Below are 17,069 nucleotides of genomic sequence, written 5' to 3'. Positions count from 1 at the left end.
GTCCTTTGCGATGCCTCGAACGGAGAAGCGCGTGCCTGCCGATCATTCAACTGACAAAGACATTCCGACCATCCTGTGGTTTCGCAAGGATCTCCGTCTCGATGACAATGCGGCGCTGAATGCCGCGATCGATGCCGGCGGCCCGGTCATCCCCGTCTATATCCGCGAACCCGACGAACTGAACATCGGGCCTCTCGGTGGCGCGCAGGAATGGTGGCTGCATCATTCGCTGACGGCACTCAAGGGCGCGCTGAAAGCGCTCGGCAGTGACCTCATTCTCGTTAGGGGAAAGGCCGAGGATGTTCTGTCCGACATCGCCCACAAGACCGGCGCCCGCTCCGTCTTCGTCAACCGCGCCTATGAACGCACGGACTACGACCGTGAAATCGCGGTCGCCCTCAAAGACAAGGGCATCGCCATCAGCGCCTTACATGGCCAGCTTCTCCACGAGCCGGACCGGATCCGCACGGGGGCGGGCAAGCCATTCAAGGTTTTTACACCGTTCTGGAACGCGATGCAGAAGCTCGGCGAACCGCACGAGCCGATGGATACCCCAAAGTCCATCCCTGCCCCGAAGCAATTTCCCCGTTCGGAAAGCCTGGACGGCTGGGACCTGCTGCCGGCAAAGCCGGACTGGGCTTCGGGTTTTTCCGAAATGTGGACACCGGGAGAACAGGGCGCGCGGGAGAAGTTAAAGGACATCATCGACAGGGACCTGCACGACTACAAGCGCGGTCGGGACTTTCCGGCGATCGACGCCACGTCTTCGCTGTCTGCCCACCTCACCCATGGCGAGATTTCCCCTGCCCGCATCTGGTACGAGACGAGAGGTCTTCCGGCGAAGACATCGGAAGACGTGTCGCACTTCCGCCGCGAGCTTGCCTGGCGCGATTTCTGCTACGGTCTGCTGATCGAATTTCCCGGCCTCGATCGCGAAAACTGGGACGACAAGTTCGACGCATTCGAATGGCAATACGATGCCAAGCAATTTACGGCCTGGACCAAGGGGATGACGGGTTATCCGATCGTCGATGCCGGTATGCGGCAGTTGTGGAAACACGGCTATATGCACAACCGGGTGCGGATGATCACGGCGTCGTTCATGATCAAGGATCTGATGATCGACTGGCGCAAGGGCGAGCAGTGGTTCCGCGATGCGCTTGTCGATGCGGATCCTGCCAACAATTCCGCCAACTGGCAGTGGGTGGCCGGCAGCGGCGCCGATGCCTCACCGTTCTTCCGGATCTTCAACCCTATCCTGCAGGGCGAGAAATTCGATCCAGACGGCGATTACGTTCGCGAGCATGTGCCCGAACTGGCAAAGCTCGACCGCAAATACATCCACAAGCCGTTCGAGGCGCCTGCGGCCGTGCTGGAGAAGGCAGGGATCGAGCTGGGGAAGACCTATCCAAAGCCCATCGTGGATCACGGCTTTGCCCGCGACCGGGCGCTCGCCGCATACAAGGCGCTCAAGTAGAAAAGCGGGCAAAGAAAAACCCGGCCGAAGCCGGGTTTTTCAGGTCTTAGACGAGACGGCTCTGTTCGAGCGCTGCCTCGACGAAACTCGCGAACAGCGGGTGCGGATCGAGCGGTCGGCTCTTCAGCTCCGGATGGTACTGAACGCCAATGAACCACGGATGGTCAGGATATTCGACCGTTTCCGGCAGAAGGCCGTCCGGTGACATTCCCGAGAAGACGAGGCCGCAGTTTTCAAGGCGGTCCTTGTATTGGACGTTCACTTCGTAACGGTGACGATGGCGCTCGGAGATATCCGTCGACCCGTAGATCTCGGCGATCTTCGTGCCCTTCTTCAGAGCTGCCTGATAGGCGCCGAGACGCATCGTGCCACCGAGGTTGCCGGCAGTCGACCGCTTCTCGAGCTCGTTGCCCTTCAGCCATTCCGTCATCAAACCGACGACCGGTTCCTTTGCAGGACCAAACTCGGTCGAGGATGCGTCTTCGATGCCGGCGAGATGACGGGCGGCTTCCACCACCGCCATCTGCATGCCGAAGCAGATGCCGAAATACGGAACCTTGCGTTCGCGTGCAAACTGCGCCGCGAGGATCTTGCCCTCGGAACCGCGTTCGCCGAAGCCGCCGGGGACCAGAATGCCGTGAACCTTCTCAAGCCACGGAGCCGGGTCTTCTTTTTCGAAGACTTCCGATTCGATCCACTCGAGATTGACCTTGACGTGATTGGCGATGCCGCCGTGATGCAGGGCCTCGATCAACGACTTGTAGGCGTCCTTGAGGCCTGTGTACTTGCCGACGATCGCGATCGTCACTTCGCCTTCCGGTGTGTGGATGCGGTTGCAAACCTCTTCCCAGGCGTCCAGACGGGGCTTGGGAGCCGGTTCGATGCCGAACGCAGCCAGCACCTCCGAATCGAGGCCTTCCTTGTGGTAGGCCATCGGGACGTCGTAGATATTGGCGACGTCGAGCGCCTGGATGACCGCGGATGGGCGAACGTTGCAGAACAGCGAAAGCTTGCGGCGCTCGGCCTCCGGGATTTCCCGGTCTGCGCGCACCAGCAGGATGTCCGGCGCGATACCCAGCGCCTGCAGTTCCTTGACGGAATGCTGGGTCGGCTTGGTCTTCAACTCGCCGGCTGCAGCAATGAACGGCATCAGTGTCAGATGCAGATAGATCGTTGTTCCGCGGGGCAAGTCGTTCTTGACCTGGCGGATCGCCTCCATGAACGGCATCGCTTCGATATCGCCGACCGTACCGCCAACTTCGCAGAGGACGAAATCGTAGTCCTCATTGCCCTCGGTGACGAAATCCTTGATCTCGTTGGTGACATGCGGAATGACCTGAACGGTCGCGCCGAGGTAGTCGCCGCGGCGTTCCTTGTCGATGATGTTCTTGTAGATGCGGCCGGTGGTGATGTTGTCGGTCTTGGTCGCCGAACGGCTGGTGAACCGCTCGTAGTGACCGAGATCCAGATCGGTCTCAGCGCCGTCGTCGGTCACGAAGACCTCGCCGTGCTGCGTCGGGCTCATAGTGCCCGGATCAACGTTGAGATAAGGATCGAGCTTCCTCAGCCGAACCCGGTAACCCCTCGCCTGGAGCAGAGCTCCGAGGGCCGCGGCCGCAATTCCTTTTCCGAGGGAAGAAACCACGCCGCCTGTGATGAATACATATCGCGCCATGGGAGCCACCGAATACCTTCTGATTTCTGATTCCGCCAGCGGAATTTTCTTTTTCCGAAAAAAGTCTGTGGAATCTCCACAAACGAAAACCGGCAGGCTTTTGGCCCGCCGGAGTTTGTTGCCTTCAACCGTGCCTTACTGGCCGGTTGGAACGCTGTTCGTCGGAGCGGGCGTTGCCGGGGCCGGTGTCGCAGGAGCCGGTGCTCCCGTTGCCGGTGCTGTCGGAGCAGGCGCTGAACTCGCGCCATCCGATGGGACGCCGTTGCTTGCCGGCGGAGCGGTCGGTGCCGGGCCGAGCTGGTTCAAGATACCATTGCCTGAACCCTGCTGGCTCTGCGGAATGCGGTCGAGAATATCCGTTGGACGCGATTCGTAGCGTGCCAGAATACCGAGCGCCAATGACGTGACGAAAAACAGCGTCGCCAGGATCGCCGTCGTGCGGGTCAGGGCGTTTGCCGTGCCGCGCGCCGACATGAAGCCGGAACCGCCGCCGATGCCAAGCCCTCCGCCTTCGGAGCGCTGGATCAGCACGACGCCGACAAGCGCCAGCACGATCATGAGATGAATGACGATCAGAACAGTCTGCATGAATAAGATCCCTGCCCCGTTGGCGAGGCAATAGAAGAAGTTTGGCGGCTCTTTACATGAGGCCCGCCCGCTTTCCAAGCCCCTATTGAATGGCTCAGGCGGTCAAGGCCTCATAGACGCCGTAGATGGCGAGAAAATCGTCGGCTTTCAAGCTGGCGCCACCGATCAATGCGCCATCGACATTTTCGATCGCCATCAGCTCCGCCGCATTGCCCGGCTTGACCGAGCCGCCGTAGAGGAGACGCATCCCCTTGCCTTCGTCGCCGAACCTCTTGGCGAGTTCTACGCGCATGAAAGCGTGCGCTGCTTCCACATCTGTCGCGGTCGGCGTCACGCCGGATCCGATCGCCCATACAGGCTCGTAGGCTATGACCGTGTTTGCGGCTGTGGCATGGTCAGGCAGGGAGCCAGCGAGCTGACGCTTCAGGATATCGAGTGTCTGGCCGGTGTCGCGTTCGTCCGCCGTTTCACCGACGCAGACGATCGCGATCAATCCGGCTGCATGGGCAGCCTCGGCCTTGGCGCGAACCGTCGCGTCCGTTTCACGATGATCGACGCGCCGTTCGGAATGGCCGACGATCACATGCGTGCCGAAGCAGTCGGCGATCATGTTTGCTGAAATATCACCGGTATGCGCGCCGCAATCCTTCCGATGACAATCCTGGGCGCCGATCATCAGCGGGCTGTCTGTCGAAAGCGCCGTCGCCACATAGAGAAGCGTGGCCGGCGGGCATATCAGGGTTTCGACCTTTTCCGAGAGAGGTCCCATCACGCCCTGAGCAATCGCCTTGATCTCGGGAAGGCTGTCCCTCGTGCCGTTCATCTTCCAGTTTCCGGCAATAAGCGGGCGAATTTCTGGTGTCATGTCGATCCCTGTTCCTCTCCTCCAGCCGACGCCGTTGAGCGCCGCCACCTAAACGTGCAGGACAGGCCTCCCGACATGTCCTTTCACACTTCGTACGCTGAATAATGAACGCATTTCAAGTGCTTGGATGGATCATGGATGCCGGGACACCGGCCTAGAGCCCACTCATCGCGCACCGCAAGCGATGCACGCCGCGATTCAATCGGTTGAGATCCATTGAAACGCCCGATTGCGCTTAAACCGGTTATTCGTGGGCAATAAGCACGAAATTGAGGGCTTTGCGCCAGTCGATCATCCGGATCGGCGTTCCGTGCCCACCCGTGTTGAAAACGGACATACGGACCGGGTATCCGGCGCTCTGCAATTTCCGGTAGATCTCGGTCTGTCCGCTGGCTGCGTAGACGCTGTCGGCACTGCCATGGGCGATATAGACCGGCAGTTTCGCCTTGGCAAACGGCGTCGACGGCAGACCCGGATCAGGTGGACCGCCAAGCAGAACCATTCCCTCCAGAATGCGGATCGTCGTGGCGTCACGGCTCACGGCCTGACAGATGAAGCCACCCATGGAGGCGCAGGCGAGGATGATTGGACGTCCAGTCGATTTCTCCGACGCATAGCGAATAAGGGCGGCGATATCGGCTGCACCTTTGTCGTCGAAGGATTTTACGCTCGGCGAATAGTAGGTCCCGCCTGACGCGGTGACGAGGTTCTTCAGCCGGTTGAAATTGCCGCCGAACGTGTAGTCGTTGACGCCGAGCCGCCTGTCGCCGCCCCTGCCGTGAATGAAGATCACCGTGAAGGCGCCACCTTGAGAAGGTCCCACCCTGGTGACATCAAGGGTCCGTCCGGAGAAGGCCAGGGTTTCATTTTCCTGGACACGGCGCGGTCCAAGCGCCACATAGGCATTCGTGACCCGCCGCTCAGGCTCGCTGTCACGTCCGTTGATGTCGCGCAGTTCCTGGTAGTCGACCACCTCGTAAGCGCCGCCATCCTTGGTCTCCAGCACCTCGAACCTGGAGAAAAGCTCGTCCTTGAACGGCTTGATGGGGCCTTCCTGCGCGAGGCTTGCTGAAGCGGTGAGCGCGACCATGCCAGCAAGAAGCGTGCCGAAAAAGAAATGAACTGTGGACATGCGGGCTTTCATTCGGAACCTTCTGTCTTCCAACTTGCCATGCTAAAGCCGAGGCAGCATTGCTGGCAGAGCCGCCGTGTGCGTACGGCATCGCGAGAAAGCCGGTTTTCTGGCAAAATCGCATGTGATTCGAAACAGCACGAGATGGGTATGGCTATCTCCTCCGCACCCCGACAGGTAGTACCGACACCGCCAATGGATGACAATAACGACCTTTTTGCCGATACGCCCGCTCTCCCCAGATCAGCGCCAGCGGAACCTGTACCCGCCGTCAAGGCAGCGCCTTCGCCGCGACGTCCGGCTACAATCGCCGCCGACGGCGACGACTACGGCGCATCGTCGATCCGCGTGCTGGAGGGGCTGGAACCGGTGCGTATGCGCCCCGGCATGTATATCGGCGGCACGGACGAAAAGGCTCTCCACCATCTGTTTGCCGAGGTCATCGACAACTCGATGGACGAAGCCGTGGCCGGCCATGCCAATTTCATCGAGGTGTATCTGGATACCGAAGGTTGCCTGACGGTTACCGATAACGGTCGTGGCATTCCTGTGGAAAACCATCCGCAAGTGCCCGGCAAGTCGACGCTCGAAGTCATCATGACCAAGCTTCACGCCGGCGGTAAGTTTGACGGAAAGGCTTACGAGACCTCGGGCGGCCTCCATGGCGTCGGCGTCTCTGTGGTCAACGCGCTTTCCGACATGCTGGAAGTCGAGGTTGCGCGCAACAAGAAGCTCTATCGCCAACGTTTTTCCCGCGGAGTTCCGCAAGGTGGGATCGAAGAACTCGGTGACGTACACAATCGTCGCGGCACCCGCGTCCGCTTCCATCCGGATCCGCAGATCTTCGGCGATCACGCGAAGTTCGATGCCGGTCGCATTTTCCGCATGGCGCGCTCGAAGGCTTATCTGTTCGGCGGCGTCGAAATCCGCTGGAGCTGCGACCCGTCACTGGTTCAGGCCGGTGGCGATGTGCCGGACAAGGCAGTCTTCCATTTTCCCGGCGGTCTGAAAGACTATCTTTCGGCCACGCTCGGCAAGGATTTCACCGTCACTCGCGAAATCTTTGCGGGCCGCACCGAAAAGACCGGTGGTCACGGCGCCATGGAATGGGCGATCACGTGGTATGGTGGCGACCCGCAGGTTCACTCCTACTGCAACACCATCCCGACGACCGAAGGTGGCACTCATGAAGCCGGGTTGCGCATCGCGCTGACCAAAGGCCTGAAGAATTACGCCGAACTGACCCAGAACAAACGTGCCCGCGAAATTACGACGGATGACGTGATGATCTCGGCCGTGGGCATGCTGTCTGTCTTTATCCGCGAGCCGGAATTTGTCGGCCAGACCAAGGACAAGCTTGCGACCGTGGAGGCTCAGCGGCTCGTCGAGAACGTTCTGCGCGACCCCTTCGATCATTACCTGACCGGAAATCCCAACGAGGCCGCGAAACTGCTCGACTGGGTGATTGAGCGCTCCGAAGAGCGGCTTCGTCGCCGCAAGGAAAAAGAGGTCAATCGCAAGACGGCCGTGCGCAAGCTGCGCCTTCCCGGCAAGCTTGCCGATTGCTCACAGAACACGGCCGAGGGCGCCGAACTGTTCATCGTCGAGGGTGACTCGGCTGGCGGCTCGGCGAAGCAGGGCCGTAACCGGTTGAACCAGGCCATTCTTCCGCTCCGAGGTAAAATCCTCAACGTCGGCTCGGCAAGCCGCGAGAAACTCTCGGCCAACCAGCAGATCGCAGATCTGGTGCAGGCGCTTGGCTGCGGCACGCGGACGAAATACCGCGAGGAGGATCTTCGCTACGAGCGGGTCATCATCATGACCGACGCCGATGTCGACGGCGCCCATATCGCATCGCTGCTGATCACGTTCTTCTATCAGGAAATGCCCGAACTCATCCGCGGCAGCCATCTTTATCTGGCCGTGCCGCCGCTTTACGTCATCCGGCAGGGTGGCAAGACCGTCTATGCCCGCAACGACGCGCATCGGGCCGAATTGATGGAAACGGTGTTCAAGGGCAAGAAAGTCGAAATCGGTCGCTTCAAAGGCCTTGGCGAGATGATGGCTGCGCAGTTGAAGGAAACGACCATGGACCCCGCCAAGCGCACGTTGCTGCGCGTCGGGATCGACGAGGTGGATTTCGAAGGCACGCGCGAGGCGGTCGACAATCTCATGGGCACGAGGCCCGAGGCGCGATTCCGGTTTATCCAGGAACGCGCCGCCTTTGCCGATAACCTCGATATCTGATTGCTGCGACCGGAAGACTTCCGGTCGCATTTTGAAACTATCGTTCCAGAACCTTGCTGACGGCGGCGATCAACGCCGTCGCTTCATAAGGCTTGCGCACAACCGGCGCTGAAAACGTCGCCGGAATGATCGAGCGATCGCTGTATCCCGTCGCAAACACGAAGGGCACGTGACGACGCAGAAGTTCTTCCGCGATTGGAAGCGACGTACCGGATCCCAGATTGACATCGAGGATCGCGACGTCCGGGGTGAAATCCTTGAGGCGGCGAAGCGCGTCCGAGACCGAAGGCGATGTCGTTACCTTGTCGATACCATTGTCCGCCAGCATCGCCTCGACATCTGCTGCGATCAGCATCTGATCTTCCACAAGAAGGAACTCCAGATTGCCGAGTGATCGCTCGCTCGCCGTCCGTCCGCCGAGCCCATCCAGGTGGAGATCGTCCTCGGATGCCGCGTCATCATCTGCGTGAACGTGCTTGGAGGGGATGACAAAGACCGCGTTGACGCCCTCGGGCGGATAGTCGACCGATGCCCGACCATCCAGCTCGAAGGGCATGCTGCGGCTGATAAGGACACTGCCGAACCCACTGCGACTGGGCGCCTTTGTGACCGGACCACCGGTTTCTTTCCAGGTCAGCTCGCAATCGCCATCAGCACTTCGGCCCCACTCGATGTCGAGCCGACCGTCAGATACCGAGAGCGAACCGTATTTCGCAGCATTGGTAGACATTTCGTGCAGGACGAGGGCCATGACGGAAAACGCACGGCTATCAAGCCAGAATCGCGGTCCGCTCATCGTCACGATGCGGCCGCTTCCCTTATAGGGCTGCAGTTCGGCTTCGAGAAGGTCGGCCAGATGTCCGCCATCGCCGCTGCGGACGACCTGATCGTGCGCATAGGCCAATGCCTGAATGCGTCCCTTCAGCGAGCCGACGTAATCGGACAGCGGTCTTGAGTCATCCACAGGATGCCCCACGAGCGCCTTGATCACAGACAGGATGTTCTTGACGCGGTGGTTGAGCTCCTCGTTGAGCATGCGCTGGCGCACGTCCGCCTTACCGCGCTCGTCCGCAAGCAGTTCGTTATGATGCAGTACGGTTTCGACAAGAACTGCCCTGATGGCGTCGGCAATCTCGAGATCCGTATCGGTCCAAGGTTGAGCCTTGAGGCGCACCTGTTCTTTCCAAATGGCGAAGCTCGACCTCGGCGTCAGTCGCTCCCCATGCGGTCCGCTGGTATACTGCTTGTCGGGATTGCCTGCCCAATCGAGGGTCTGCACGACTTCCTTGCGGAAGAAAAACAGATAGTCGCGAGGGCGCTGGGACAACGAAATGGCAAGAACGCCGCTCACGTCGTCCGGCGAGATCATCGACAACGGTAGCGACCGAGACAATTCGGCCGTCGACCAAATCCGTCCGCCCGCGACGCCGCCGACCAGTTCCGCCAGTTCGGCAACCAGATGCTCCTGTGGCACGAGCCCCTGCCCTGTCCAGATCCCGTCAAGCCACAGCCCGACCCCATCGCAGGGTAGCATGCCGCCGAAATCATCCAGTGAACTTCTCAACAACCCGCTGATATCGTTGTGGTTGGAAGCGATCTGAAGGAATCGGTCGAGCGAACGTCTGGCAAGATTTGCCGTTTCGACAAGTTGCTTCTGTTTCAGCGCGCTCAAATGCAGGGAGAAGAACTCGCCGAACGTTTCTGCCGCAACGCGCTGGGGCATCGACAAGGTCTTTGGCGAATAGTGGTGGCAGGCCATCAGCCCCCACAACTCCCCATCAACGATGATGGACACCGACATCGAGGCAGAGACGCCCATGTTGCGAAGATACTCGCAGTGGATCGGCGAAACACTCCTCAGATGCGCGAAGGACATATCGAGCGGCAGGCCGTCTTCGCCCAACTCAGGGACGATGGCCACACGCTCGTTGTCAGCGTTGGAGATGACGCGGATGGTGTTCTTGATGTAGAGAATGCGTGCCTGTTTGGGGATATCCGCTGCAGGAAAATACTGGCCCTTGAAGCTCTCGAGGTCGCGGCGTTTGTATTCGCTGACGACCTTGCCGGACCCTTCCTCCTCGAAACGATAGACCATAACGCGGTCATATCCGAGCATGGCGAACATCAGCCTTGCAGCGTTCTCGATAAGCCTGTCGATGCTCTTCATGTTGCGAATGCGGCTGATCAACATGCGCGCAACTTCGAGCGGCTGGTCGGCGTCGTTTGAAGCCGGCTCGAACTCGATGATCACCTTGGAATCGAAACGATGCAACGAGATGTCGAAAGCTTTGCCTGACGGGAGTCGCAAGGCATGGCGTAGCGCCGGGCGTGCTGGATCATCGGAGGTCGCGAGCGCGTTGCGAAGCGAATGGGCCGCTTCGCCACCGACGACGTCCTCGAGTCTCCGGCCGTTGATGTCACCTTCAACACCGAGCATCTCTCCAACATTCGCAGAGTGGTGAAGAATCTCAGCGCCAGTTAAGTCGCAGGCAAGAAGGCAACCATGCGGTTGAATGCTCCCTGGGATGTGAATTGGCTCGCGGTCGCAATTTGTAAGGTCGACCGCCTCCGCATTGAGCATCATTAAAGTCCTTGGATCTCGTCTCTTATAAAACACGCGTACGTTACGGTTATCTATTGTTCTGCTCTACCGAAACAAGGGGCGCTGACAAAGACGGTTTAGCCATCGCAATGCCCTAGACGAAGTTATGGTTCGGTGTTTTCACATTTGTATCGTATCTGAAGGATAGGCAGACGATGAAGGGCTCGGTTAAGAGGTCCACGGTAGGCTTGCAGCGTAATGGCCGAGACACCATATCGGCGACAGCAATCGGGAGTGGCAGTATATCGTGAGCGCGCAAGATGATCGGAACATCCCTATAGAACCGCGTTGGCTGGGACCGGTCTCTCCCAATCGCATTGCTCTGATACCGGCGATATCGGCAGCTCGATGGCTTCTGGTCCTGATTGTTGCTGCGTCGATTTATTTCTTCTACGGCTTCCTTGTGCCGGTTCTGGCCGCCTTGGTCATTGGATTTGCGAGCTGGCCACTTTATCGCAAGCTCTTGGTCCGCGTTGGCGGAAACACGACAATCGCCGCGACGCTTGCCATTCTGTTCATCCTCGCCTTTCTGATTGTGCCGATCGGCGTCGCGATCAGCTACACCACGGGTGAACTGCGCCAGTGGTTCAGCTGGGCGGTCGAAGTGAACAGGTTCGGGGCACCGCCTCCAGCCTGGATCATCGGCCTTCCCTGGGCCGGTGATTGGCTCGGGTTGCAGTGGACAAAGCATGTTGGGTCACCTGGCGCCATCGGCGAGCTTGTACAGATCGTTAGCGGAGCCAATATCGGCAATATCTACCGCGCCGTGATTGCTGCCGGAGATGGCGTCTTCCATCTCGTTCTGACCATGCTGTTCATGATGATCGCGCTGTTTTTCGTTTATCGTGACGGCGCATCGTTTTCACGCCAGATTGATCTCGTTGGTGAGCGCATCCTGCCGTCGCGGTGGGAGCGGATTTCGCGTGTCGTACCGGCGACAATTAGTTCGACGGTGACCGGGATGACGTTGATTGCGATCGGCGAAGGCATCGTGCTTGGCGTGGCCTACTGGATTGCTGGCGTCCCCTCGCCTGTGACACTTGGGGTCATCACTGGTGTAATGGCGCTTATTCCGGGCGGCGCGCCGCTTTCGTTCACGCTGGTATCTGCCTATCTCGTTGCCAACGGCTCGTTCGTCGCAGGGATCGGGCTGTTCACGTGGGGTGCGGTGGAATTGTTTATCGTCGACAAGACGGTTCGTCCGCGCCTGGTTGGCGGCCCTATCAAATTGCCATTCCTTCCCACATTCTTCGGCCTTGTCGGTGGTGTGAAAACCATGGGCTTTCTCGGACTGTTTATCGGTCCGGTTCTGATGGCGCTGATTGTGTCGATATGGCGGGAATGGATTCGCGAGGTCCGGATGGCAGAGACGACCGAAGTGCAATCGGCCGACCTTGCGGTGTCGCCGAGCGAAGCGGCGGAGCGGGCCTATAAGCGAAAGGCGCAAACGCCTTAAGTGTTCAGCCCCGCTGCGGTGGCGCCTCGCTGGCGCCATCATTGAGCAATCTAACCCCCAACAACCGCCATTGGGGAAAACAGCATGAATTCCGCGCTCATCGTCATGACTATTTTGGGCTGCAACGATTCGGCCACGGACTGCCGCTACATCTCGACAGTCGACCAGAGATGGCCGACGGTCGCAATGTGCGACGCCGTTTCCGAAGACAGGCTACCGTCCTATGCCAATCAGCCTTATCCGGTAATCATCGCCGTCTGCCAGAATCCGGACGATGCGATCGAGACAGCAACACAGTCGCAAACCCCTCCCGTGCGGGATCAAGCGTCCGAGCCGATAGCGGCGGCTCCGGAGCCAGACAGCGACGTAAGCGAGAAGCAGAAGGAAGGTCTGGCCAGCCGTGCGATCCAGCGGGTTCGCAACGTTTTGCCAACGACCGAAGGCGTCAAGACGCTCGTGACGACGCCCGTAAGGCTTGTCGAAGGCGGTTATTCGTGGGTTGCCAAGCGTTTCGACCGCTAAGCTCAGGCAGCAAGCGCTAACTCGCTCGCATAGGCCCGTGCGGCGAACCGCATCTCCAGACGATGCCGTCTCTCGATCATCTGGATCATATCCGAGACTGCCGGATGCTGCCCTGCAGCCCCTGAAAACCTCTCGATCAGACGACCGCAGACATCAGCGGTGGAACGACCCGCCGACGCGTCGCGCCAGAGCAGGACTGCCTCGACGAAGACGGTGGCAATCTCCCTTGTCAGACCACAGGCTTCAAAAAGGGCGCAAACGGCATGAAGGCGGCCTGTCGCCAGGATAGGCCTCACGCGACGCTCTCCGAGCCCGGAAAGGGTCGATACCGCCTCTGCAACGAGGTCAGCCTTGCCAAGGCAGAGGGCGTGGATCAGGAAAGACGGTGTGAGGCGTCCCGATGCCCGGAGATGCTCGACAAGTGCCGGCACTTCCTGCTGGGACGTCGTTCCTGCAATTGCGACGGTTGCCGCTTCGTCGGCCTCGCGGCCCACATATTCGATACGGCCGCGAGCAAGCGTCGAGCGGACCAGACCGCAGTTGAGAAGCGTGTCCGCGATGTGGCTAACGAGCATGTGGCGCGCTTCTGAAGGAAGGTCTTCGCGCTCGAGCAGAAGGTTGCGAATGTCGTGGCGCTGTCCATGCCGCTCGGCGATCCGGCGCAGGGATATGCCTGTGATCAACGCAGTGCCACTTTCGAGCAGAATCAGAATTTCCGGCTCGTCGCCGATTTCTGCAAGTGCTGCACAGGCGCCGCGGGAAAGATTTGGCCGCGAGGCGATCAGACGCCGGGTCATTCCATCGCCTCGGCCGATCAGGTCGACAAGATCCGAGTCGCTTATGACGGGCGAGCGGGCAATCACCGTACAGGCGATCTCGACCTGATCTTCCGCAAGCGCGAGGATGATCGCACGAGGAGCCTGGGGCGAATCGGCGATCGATTCTGCCAATGCGAGACGTACGCGCGGCGAAGGGTCATCGAGAAGGTAAGTGATCGCCAATCCGGCAGCCTTGCGCTCTTCCGCCCCCATCGCCGCGTGGAGATATGCCCGACCAAGGGCATCCGCTGCGCGGGAACGGTCCCCAGCTCTTGCCGTCTCAGCCCAACGAAGAAATGCCTGTACGATCACGACCTGCCCCGGAAACACAACGGTGCTGCTCCGTCTGGAACAGCCTGGTGCCACGGTAGAGACAAAAAGTTTAAGATTGGTTCACCATGTTCCACACCCGGCGCGGCGCACCTCACGCGTAGCCTGAACCAGGCCGAGAGTATGAAATCTTACGTCGGACGGATCAGTTCGAACACGCCCTCGCCGGCATCGGAATAGTCACGGTAGCCCATGCGGCCGACCGGTCGGGCAAGCTGCATGTCGATTCGGCCATCCCGGATGATGTCTTCGGAGATATGGATTCCGACCACCTCGCCAAACACCATGTAGGCGTCGGTGAGCTCGCCCTTGAGATCCTTCGGCTGGATCACTTCGGTAAGACGGCATTCCAGCGCGGTATAGGCCTCCGCAACGTAGGGCGCGTCGACGACCTCTCCCATTCTGGCGGTGAGGCCAGCCAGGTCGAACTCATTCACCCCGTAATCTACCGGAGCCGAGGAAGCGTTGACCTGTTCGGAAACATGGCGGCTGGCCATGCTTGCCGTGAAAAAACCCGTGTCCGACGCATTCTTCAGACTGTGCTTGCGTCCCGACGAGGAGAACATCACGATCTTGGGGTTATCGGACACGATGTTGAAGAAAGAATAGGGCGACAGGTTCAGCGAACCGTCGCGGCCTTTGGTACCGATCCAGCCGATCGGCCGCGGCGCCACGATGGCCTTGAAGGGATCATGGCGCATGCCGTGGGCGTTTGTGTCGGTGCGATAAAACATGCGTTCAACCTGCGTAGGTGACAATGTCGGCAAGAGCCGGCCGCGGCCGGTCCGGCGTCGCGAAATCGCTCGAGCCGATATGAATGAAACCCGCGACCTTTTCGCGCGGGCTTATGCCAAGAGCGGCGAGGGCTCGCTCGTCGTAGCACACCCACTCGGTGCGCCAGTTGGCAACATAGCCATGTGCATTTGCAGCCATCAGCATGTTGAGGCAGACAGCGCCAGCCGACAGGACCTGCTCCCATTCAGGGATTTTGACGTGGGGCTGCGCGGTGCTGACAACGGCAACGACAAGCGGTGCACGTGTGAAACGCGTCAGTTCAGCCTGTTTGGCCGGTTCATTCATCTCCGGGTTACCGGCGAGCGCGAGTTCAAGGAACGTTTCGCCGAGCTTTGTGCAAACGTCACCCCGATAGACGACAAGGCGCCACGGCGCGATTTTGCCATGATCGGGAACGCGGACCGACATGCTCAAGATCGATTCGAGCTCTTCTTGCGATGGGCCCGGGCCTGTGATCTGGGCAACGGGCGTCGAGTGGCGCTCTTGCAGGTAATCGCTGAGCTTCAGGTTGTTTTCCATGTCGAAAGCTTCCGATCGATACGTGATATAGAGGTAGGCCTTGAAAATGCCCGGACGTTCGTCTTCAAGTGGCTTCTCGCAAAACAAGAGTCAACGGGTCATATCCTGATGCCAGGCCTATCGTTCGTTACCCGTATCGCTGCTGCAGGCCTGCTGCTGTTGACCGCTGCCGACCTGGGTTTCGCGCAAAGCGATGCGTTCGGAAGCTTCCGCCAGCTCGACAGCACGGGGAAGATGCCCAAGCTGAACGCCTTCTCGGCCACACCGGGCGAAAGCGCCGGCTCGATCGCGAAGGATGTGCGGTTTGATGCCAGGCTGACGGCTGACAGCGACGTGATGCAGGAAGGTCTTGCCTGGCGCGTATTCAGCCCGATTACCGGTGTGGACGGCAAGCTTCCGCTTGTTGCAAGCTCCGACGGCGGATCCGCCGCTTTCCAGCTGGCGCCGGGTGATTATTTCGTGAATGTCGCGTTCGGCCGCGCCGGCGTCACGAAAAAAGTAACTGTACCTTCTGAAGGCGACTTCCAGAAACAGACCCTCGTCCTTGATGCCGGCGGGTTCATCCTGAACGCGGTTGCCGGAGCGGACCAGACTATCCCACCGGCACAGCTGAGCTTCTCCGTCTATGCGGCCGAAGTCCGCGAAAACGGCGATCGGGCCCTGGTGATGTCGGAGGTAAAGCCCAACACCATCGTGCGGCTTGCGACAGGGACCTATCACGTGGTCTCTGAGTACGGTGACATCAACGCCGTCGTGCGTGCCGACATCCAGGTGGAAGCGGGCAAGCTGACGCAGGCAGTCTTGCAGCACAAGGCCGCGGAGGTGTCGCTGAAGCTCGTGTCTCAGCCGGGTGGCGAAGCCATCGCCGACACGGCCTGGTCGGTGCTGACGGCTGCGGGCGACGTGGTCAACGAAAGCGTCAGCGCCCTGCCCTCCATGGTGCTGGCCGAGGGCGACTATCTCGCCGTTGCCCGCAACAAGGACAAGATCTATCAGCGCGAATTCAAGGTGACGGCTGGTAACAACGTGGATGTCGAGGTGTTGATGCGCAACGCCAACCCGTCAGATGCCACGACCGCTGCCGTCGTGCCCGACTGACATCGGCTTCCTGGGTCAACTGGCCTTCTTGAGAAACCGCTGACGTCTGACGGGTCGCATGGAGAAGACGGCACTGTGGAGCAGACCGAACAACTCCTTGCGGTCTGTGGTCCCAGCCATATCGTCCCAGCTCATCACCCTGCCCACCCGTGCCGTGATCGACGTTCCAGACAGGCGTTTAAACTCGCGGATGAGAAGCGACAGCCTGAATGTCATCGAGATCCGGCTGGCCAGGTGAAAGAGCCGACCATTCTGCCCCTCGAAATAGACCGGAACCACGTTGGCCCTGGTAGCCTGGATGAGTTTTGCGGCGAAGATCTTCCACGGCAGGTCGTCGGCAATGCCGAATCCCTTCTTCGCGGTTGCGACACCGCCGGCTGGAAAGATAATGATGGTCGTGCCGTCTTTCAGCAGCCGTATCGCTTCGTTCCGCGTGTGCATGTTCAGCACCAGCGCCTCCTTCGTCTCCTCGAAGGATACGGGCAGCGAATAGGGTTCCATCTCAGGAACCTTCAGGAGATCGTTGTGGATCAGCACGCGGAAAGGTCGGCCGAGCTGTTCGGCAAGTGCCAGCACGGCAATTCCGTCTCCGATGCCGAACGGATGGTTTGCAACGATGACCAGTGGAGACTGCAGCTGTTCTTCGGGAGGCCACGCGCCTTCTATCTCGAGACCCACGTCGATGATATCGAGCATCTTGCCGAAGACGCGGTCGCTCTTGCCGACGATGTCGGTGCGCCAGATATCATACAGCCGGGCGAAACGATCACGTCCCGAGAGCCCCTCGATAGACCGGATGAACCAGCGCTTGAAGCGCGGATCCCTGTCATTGGCGTAGGAAAGTTCCCTGAACCGCAAATCAGTCTCCCAACGGAGAGGCGCATCCGATGAGAAGGCAATATTACAAAACGATTGCAGTTTTTTGACAGCACCCGCGGACATGGC

At 59.7% G+C, this 17,069-nt stretch carries 14 protein-coding genes; 5 read left to right on the top strand and 9 right to left on the bottom strand.

Annotated features, from left to right (window positions below):
- Positions 1 to 10: 10 nt before the first annotated feature.
- The gene (locus ACQY1K_RS08655) at positions 11 to 1,477 is read left to right on the top strand and encodes a cryptochrome/photolyase family protein (RefSeq protein ID WP_430258809.1); all 1,467 of its coding nucleotides are present in this window, start codon (positions 11 to 13) and stop codon (positions 1,475 to 1,477) included.
- 46 nt (positions 1,478 to 1,523) lie between these two features.
- On the opposite strand, the gene ACQY1K_RS08650 is transcribed toward ACQY1K_RS08655, so the two are convergent.
- The 4 genes from ACQY1K_RS08650 to ACQY1K_RS08635 all read right to left on the bottom strand — a co-directional run bounded on the left by ACQY1K_RS08650 (position 1,524) and on the right by ACQY1K_RS08635 (position 5,737).
- Positions 1,524 to 3,152: a CTP synthase gene (locus ACQY1K_RS08650; RefSeq protein WP_062456928.1), complete on the bottom strand. Its 1,629-nt coding sequence runs from the start codon at positions 3,150 to 3,152 to the stop codon at positions 1,524 to 1,526.
- A 135-nt stretch (positions 3,153 to 3,287) separates the two neighbouring features.
- Entirely contained in the window at positions 3,288 to 3,740 is a 453-nt protein-coding gene (gene secG / locus ACQY1K_RS08645; RefSeq protein ID WP_062456931.1) for a preprotein translocase subunit SecG, read from the bottom strand.
- A gap of 94 nt (positions 3,741 to 3,834) precedes the next feature.
- Positions 3,835 to 4,605 (bottom strand): triose-phosphate isomerase, encoded by a 771-nt coding sequence (tpiA, locus tag ACQY1K_RS08640; protein WP_430258807.1) that lies wholly within the window; start codon positions 4,603 to 4,605, stop codon positions 3,835 to 3,837.
- 244 nt (positions 4,606 to 4,849) lie between these two features.
- Positions 4,850 to 5,737 carry an alpha/beta hydrolase gene (locus ACQY1K_RS08635; RefSeq protein WP_430258805.1) on the bottom strand — a complete coding sequence of 296 codons (888 nt, stop codon included), beginning with the start codon at positions 5,735 to 5,737 and terminating at the stop codon, positions 4,850 to 4,852.
- A 195-nt stretch (positions 5,738 to 5,932) separates the two neighbouring features.
- Here ACQY1K_RS08635 and parE point away from each other — a divergent pair, with 195 nt between their 5' ends.
- Positions 5,933 to 7,984, top strand: a complete 2,052-nt coding sequence (parE, locus tag ACQY1K_RS08630) for a DNA topoisomerase IV subunit B (protein ID WP_430258803.1) — start codon at positions 5,933 to 5,935, stop codon at positions 7,982 to 7,984.
- Positions 7,985 to 8,021: 37 nt separating this feature from the next.
- Here parE and ACQY1K_RS08625 read toward each other — a convergent pair whose 3' ends face one another.
- Positions 8,022 to 10,565, bottom strand: coding sequence for an HWE histidine kinase domain-containing protein (locus tag ACQY1K_RS08625; RefSeq protein ID WP_062458046.1), 2,544 nt, complete (start codon positions 10,563 to 10,565; stop codon positions 8,022 to 8,024).
- 268 nt (positions 10,566 to 10,833) lie between these two features.
- Between ACQY1K_RS08625 and ACQY1K_RS08620 the strand changes: the two genes are divergently transcribed.
- A complete protein-coding gene (locus tag ACQY1K_RS08620) occupies positions 10,834 to 12,042 on the top strand; it encodes an AI-2E family transporter (protein WP_062580694.1) in 1,209 nt (402 codons plus the stop codon).
- 84 nt (positions 12,043 to 12,126) lie between these two features.
- Positions 12,127 to 12,564, top strand: a complete 438-nt coding sequence (locus ACQY1K_RS08615; protein WP_062580693.1) for a hypothetical protein — start codon at positions 12,127 to 12,129, stop codon at positions 12,562 to 12,564.
- A 2-nt stretch (positions 12,565 to 12,566) separates the two neighbouring features.
- Here ACQY1K_RS08615 and ACQY1K_RS08610 read toward each other — a convergent pair whose 3' ends face one another.
- From ACQY1K_RS08610 to ACQY1K_RS08600, 3 genes are all read right to left on the bottom strand, one after another.
- A complete protein-coding gene (locus tag ACQY1K_RS08610; RefSeq protein WP_430258801.1) occupies positions 12,567 to 13,694 on the bottom strand; it encodes a DUF2336 domain-containing protein in 1,128 nt (375 codons plus the stop codon).
- A gap of 149 nt (positions 13,695 to 13,843) precedes the next feature.
- Positions 13,844 to 14,446, bottom strand: coding sequence for a flavin reductase family protein (locus ACQY1K_RS08605; protein WP_062456946.1), 603 nt, complete (start codon positions 14,444 to 14,446; stop codon positions 13,844 to 13,846).
- 4 nt (positions 14,447 to 14,450) lie between these two features.
- Positions 14,451 to 15,026: a nitroreductase family protein gene (locus ACQY1K_RS08600; protein WP_430258799.1), complete on the bottom strand. Its 576-nt coding sequence runs from the start codon at positions 15,024 to 15,026 to the stop codon at positions 14,451 to 14,453.
- Between the two features lie 108 nt (positions 15,027 to 15,134).
- On the opposite strand from ACQY1K_RS08600, the gene ACQY1K_RS08595 reads away from it, so the two are divergent.
- Complete coding sequence (locus ACQY1K_RS08595; RefSeq protein WP_430258797.1) at positions 15,135 to 16,124, top strand: hypothetical protein; 990 nt, start codon at positions 15,135 to 15,137, stop codon at positions 16,122 to 16,124.
- A 15-nt stretch (positions 16,125 to 16,139) separates the two neighbouring features.
- Here the strand turns inward: ACQY1K_RS08595 and ACQY1K_RS08590 are convergent, their stop codons facing one another.
- Positions 16,140 to 16,982 carry a lysophospholipid acyltransferase family protein gene (locus ACQY1K_RS08590; RefSeq protein ID WP_430258795.1) on the bottom strand — a complete coding sequence of 281 codons (843 nt, stop codon included), beginning with the start codon at positions 16,980 to 16,982 and terminating at the stop codon, positions 16,140 to 16,142.
- Positions 16,983 to 17,069: the final 87 nt, after the last annotated feature.

It is taken from the genome of Neorhizobium sp. IRS_2294, assembly GCF_050500145.1.
Lineage (GTDB): Bacteria > Pseudomonadota > Alphaproteobacteria > Rhizobiales > Rhizobiaceae > Neorhizobium > Neorhizobium soli.
This window is presented reverse-complemented; position numbering and strand designations above follow the sequence as displayed.

What these genes read in the sequence shown, in the direction of transcription:
- ACQY1K_RS08635 (WP_430258805.1), bottom strand. Translation starts at nt 5,737, where the DNA reads ATGTCCACAGTTCATTTCTTTTTCGGCACGCTTCTTGCTGGCATGGTC.
- parE (WP_430258803.1), top strand. Translation starts at nt 5,933, where the DNA reads ATGGATGACAATAACGACCTTTTTGCCGATACGCCCGCTCTCCCCAGA.
- ACQY1K_RS08650 (WP_062456928.1), bottom strand. Translation starts at nt 3,152, where the DNA reads ATGGCGCGATATGTATTCATCACAGGCGGCGTGGTTTCTTCCCTCGGA.
- ACQY1K_RS08600 (WP_430258799.1), bottom strand. Translation starts at nt 15,026, where the DNA reads ATGGAAAACAACCTGAAGCTCAGCGATTACCTGCAAGAGCGCCACTCG.
- tpiA (WP_430258807.1), bottom strand. Translation starts at nt 4,605, where the DNA reads ATGACACCAGAAATTCGCCCGCTTATTGCCGGAAACTGGAAGATGAAC.
- ACQY1K_RS08625 (WP_062458046.1), bottom strand. Translation starts at nt 10,565, where the DNA reads ATGCTCAATGCGGAGGCGGTCGACCTTACAAATTGCGACCGCGAGCCA.
- ACQY1K_RS08655 (WP_430258809.1), top strand. Translation starts at nt 11, where the DNA reads ATGCCTCGAACGGAGAAGCGCGTGCCTGCCGATCATTCAACTGACAAA.
- secG (WP_062456931.1), bottom strand. Translation starts at nt 3,740, where the DNA reads ATGCAGACTGTTCTGATCGTCATTCATCTCATGATCGTGCTGGCGCTT.
- ACQY1K_RS08615 (WP_062580693.1), top strand. Translation starts at nt 12,127, where the DNA reads ATGAATTCCGCGCTCATCGTCATGACTATTTTGGGCTGCAACGATTCG.
- ACQY1K_RS08605 (WP_062456946.1), bottom strand. Translation starts at nt 14,446, where the DNA reads ATGTTTTATCGCACCGACACAAACGCCCACGGCATGCGCCATGATCCC.
- ACQY1K_RS08595 (WP_430258797.1), top strand. Translation starts at nt 15,135, where the DNA reads ATGCCAGGCCTATCGTTCGTTACCCGTATCGCTGCTGCAGGCCTGCTG.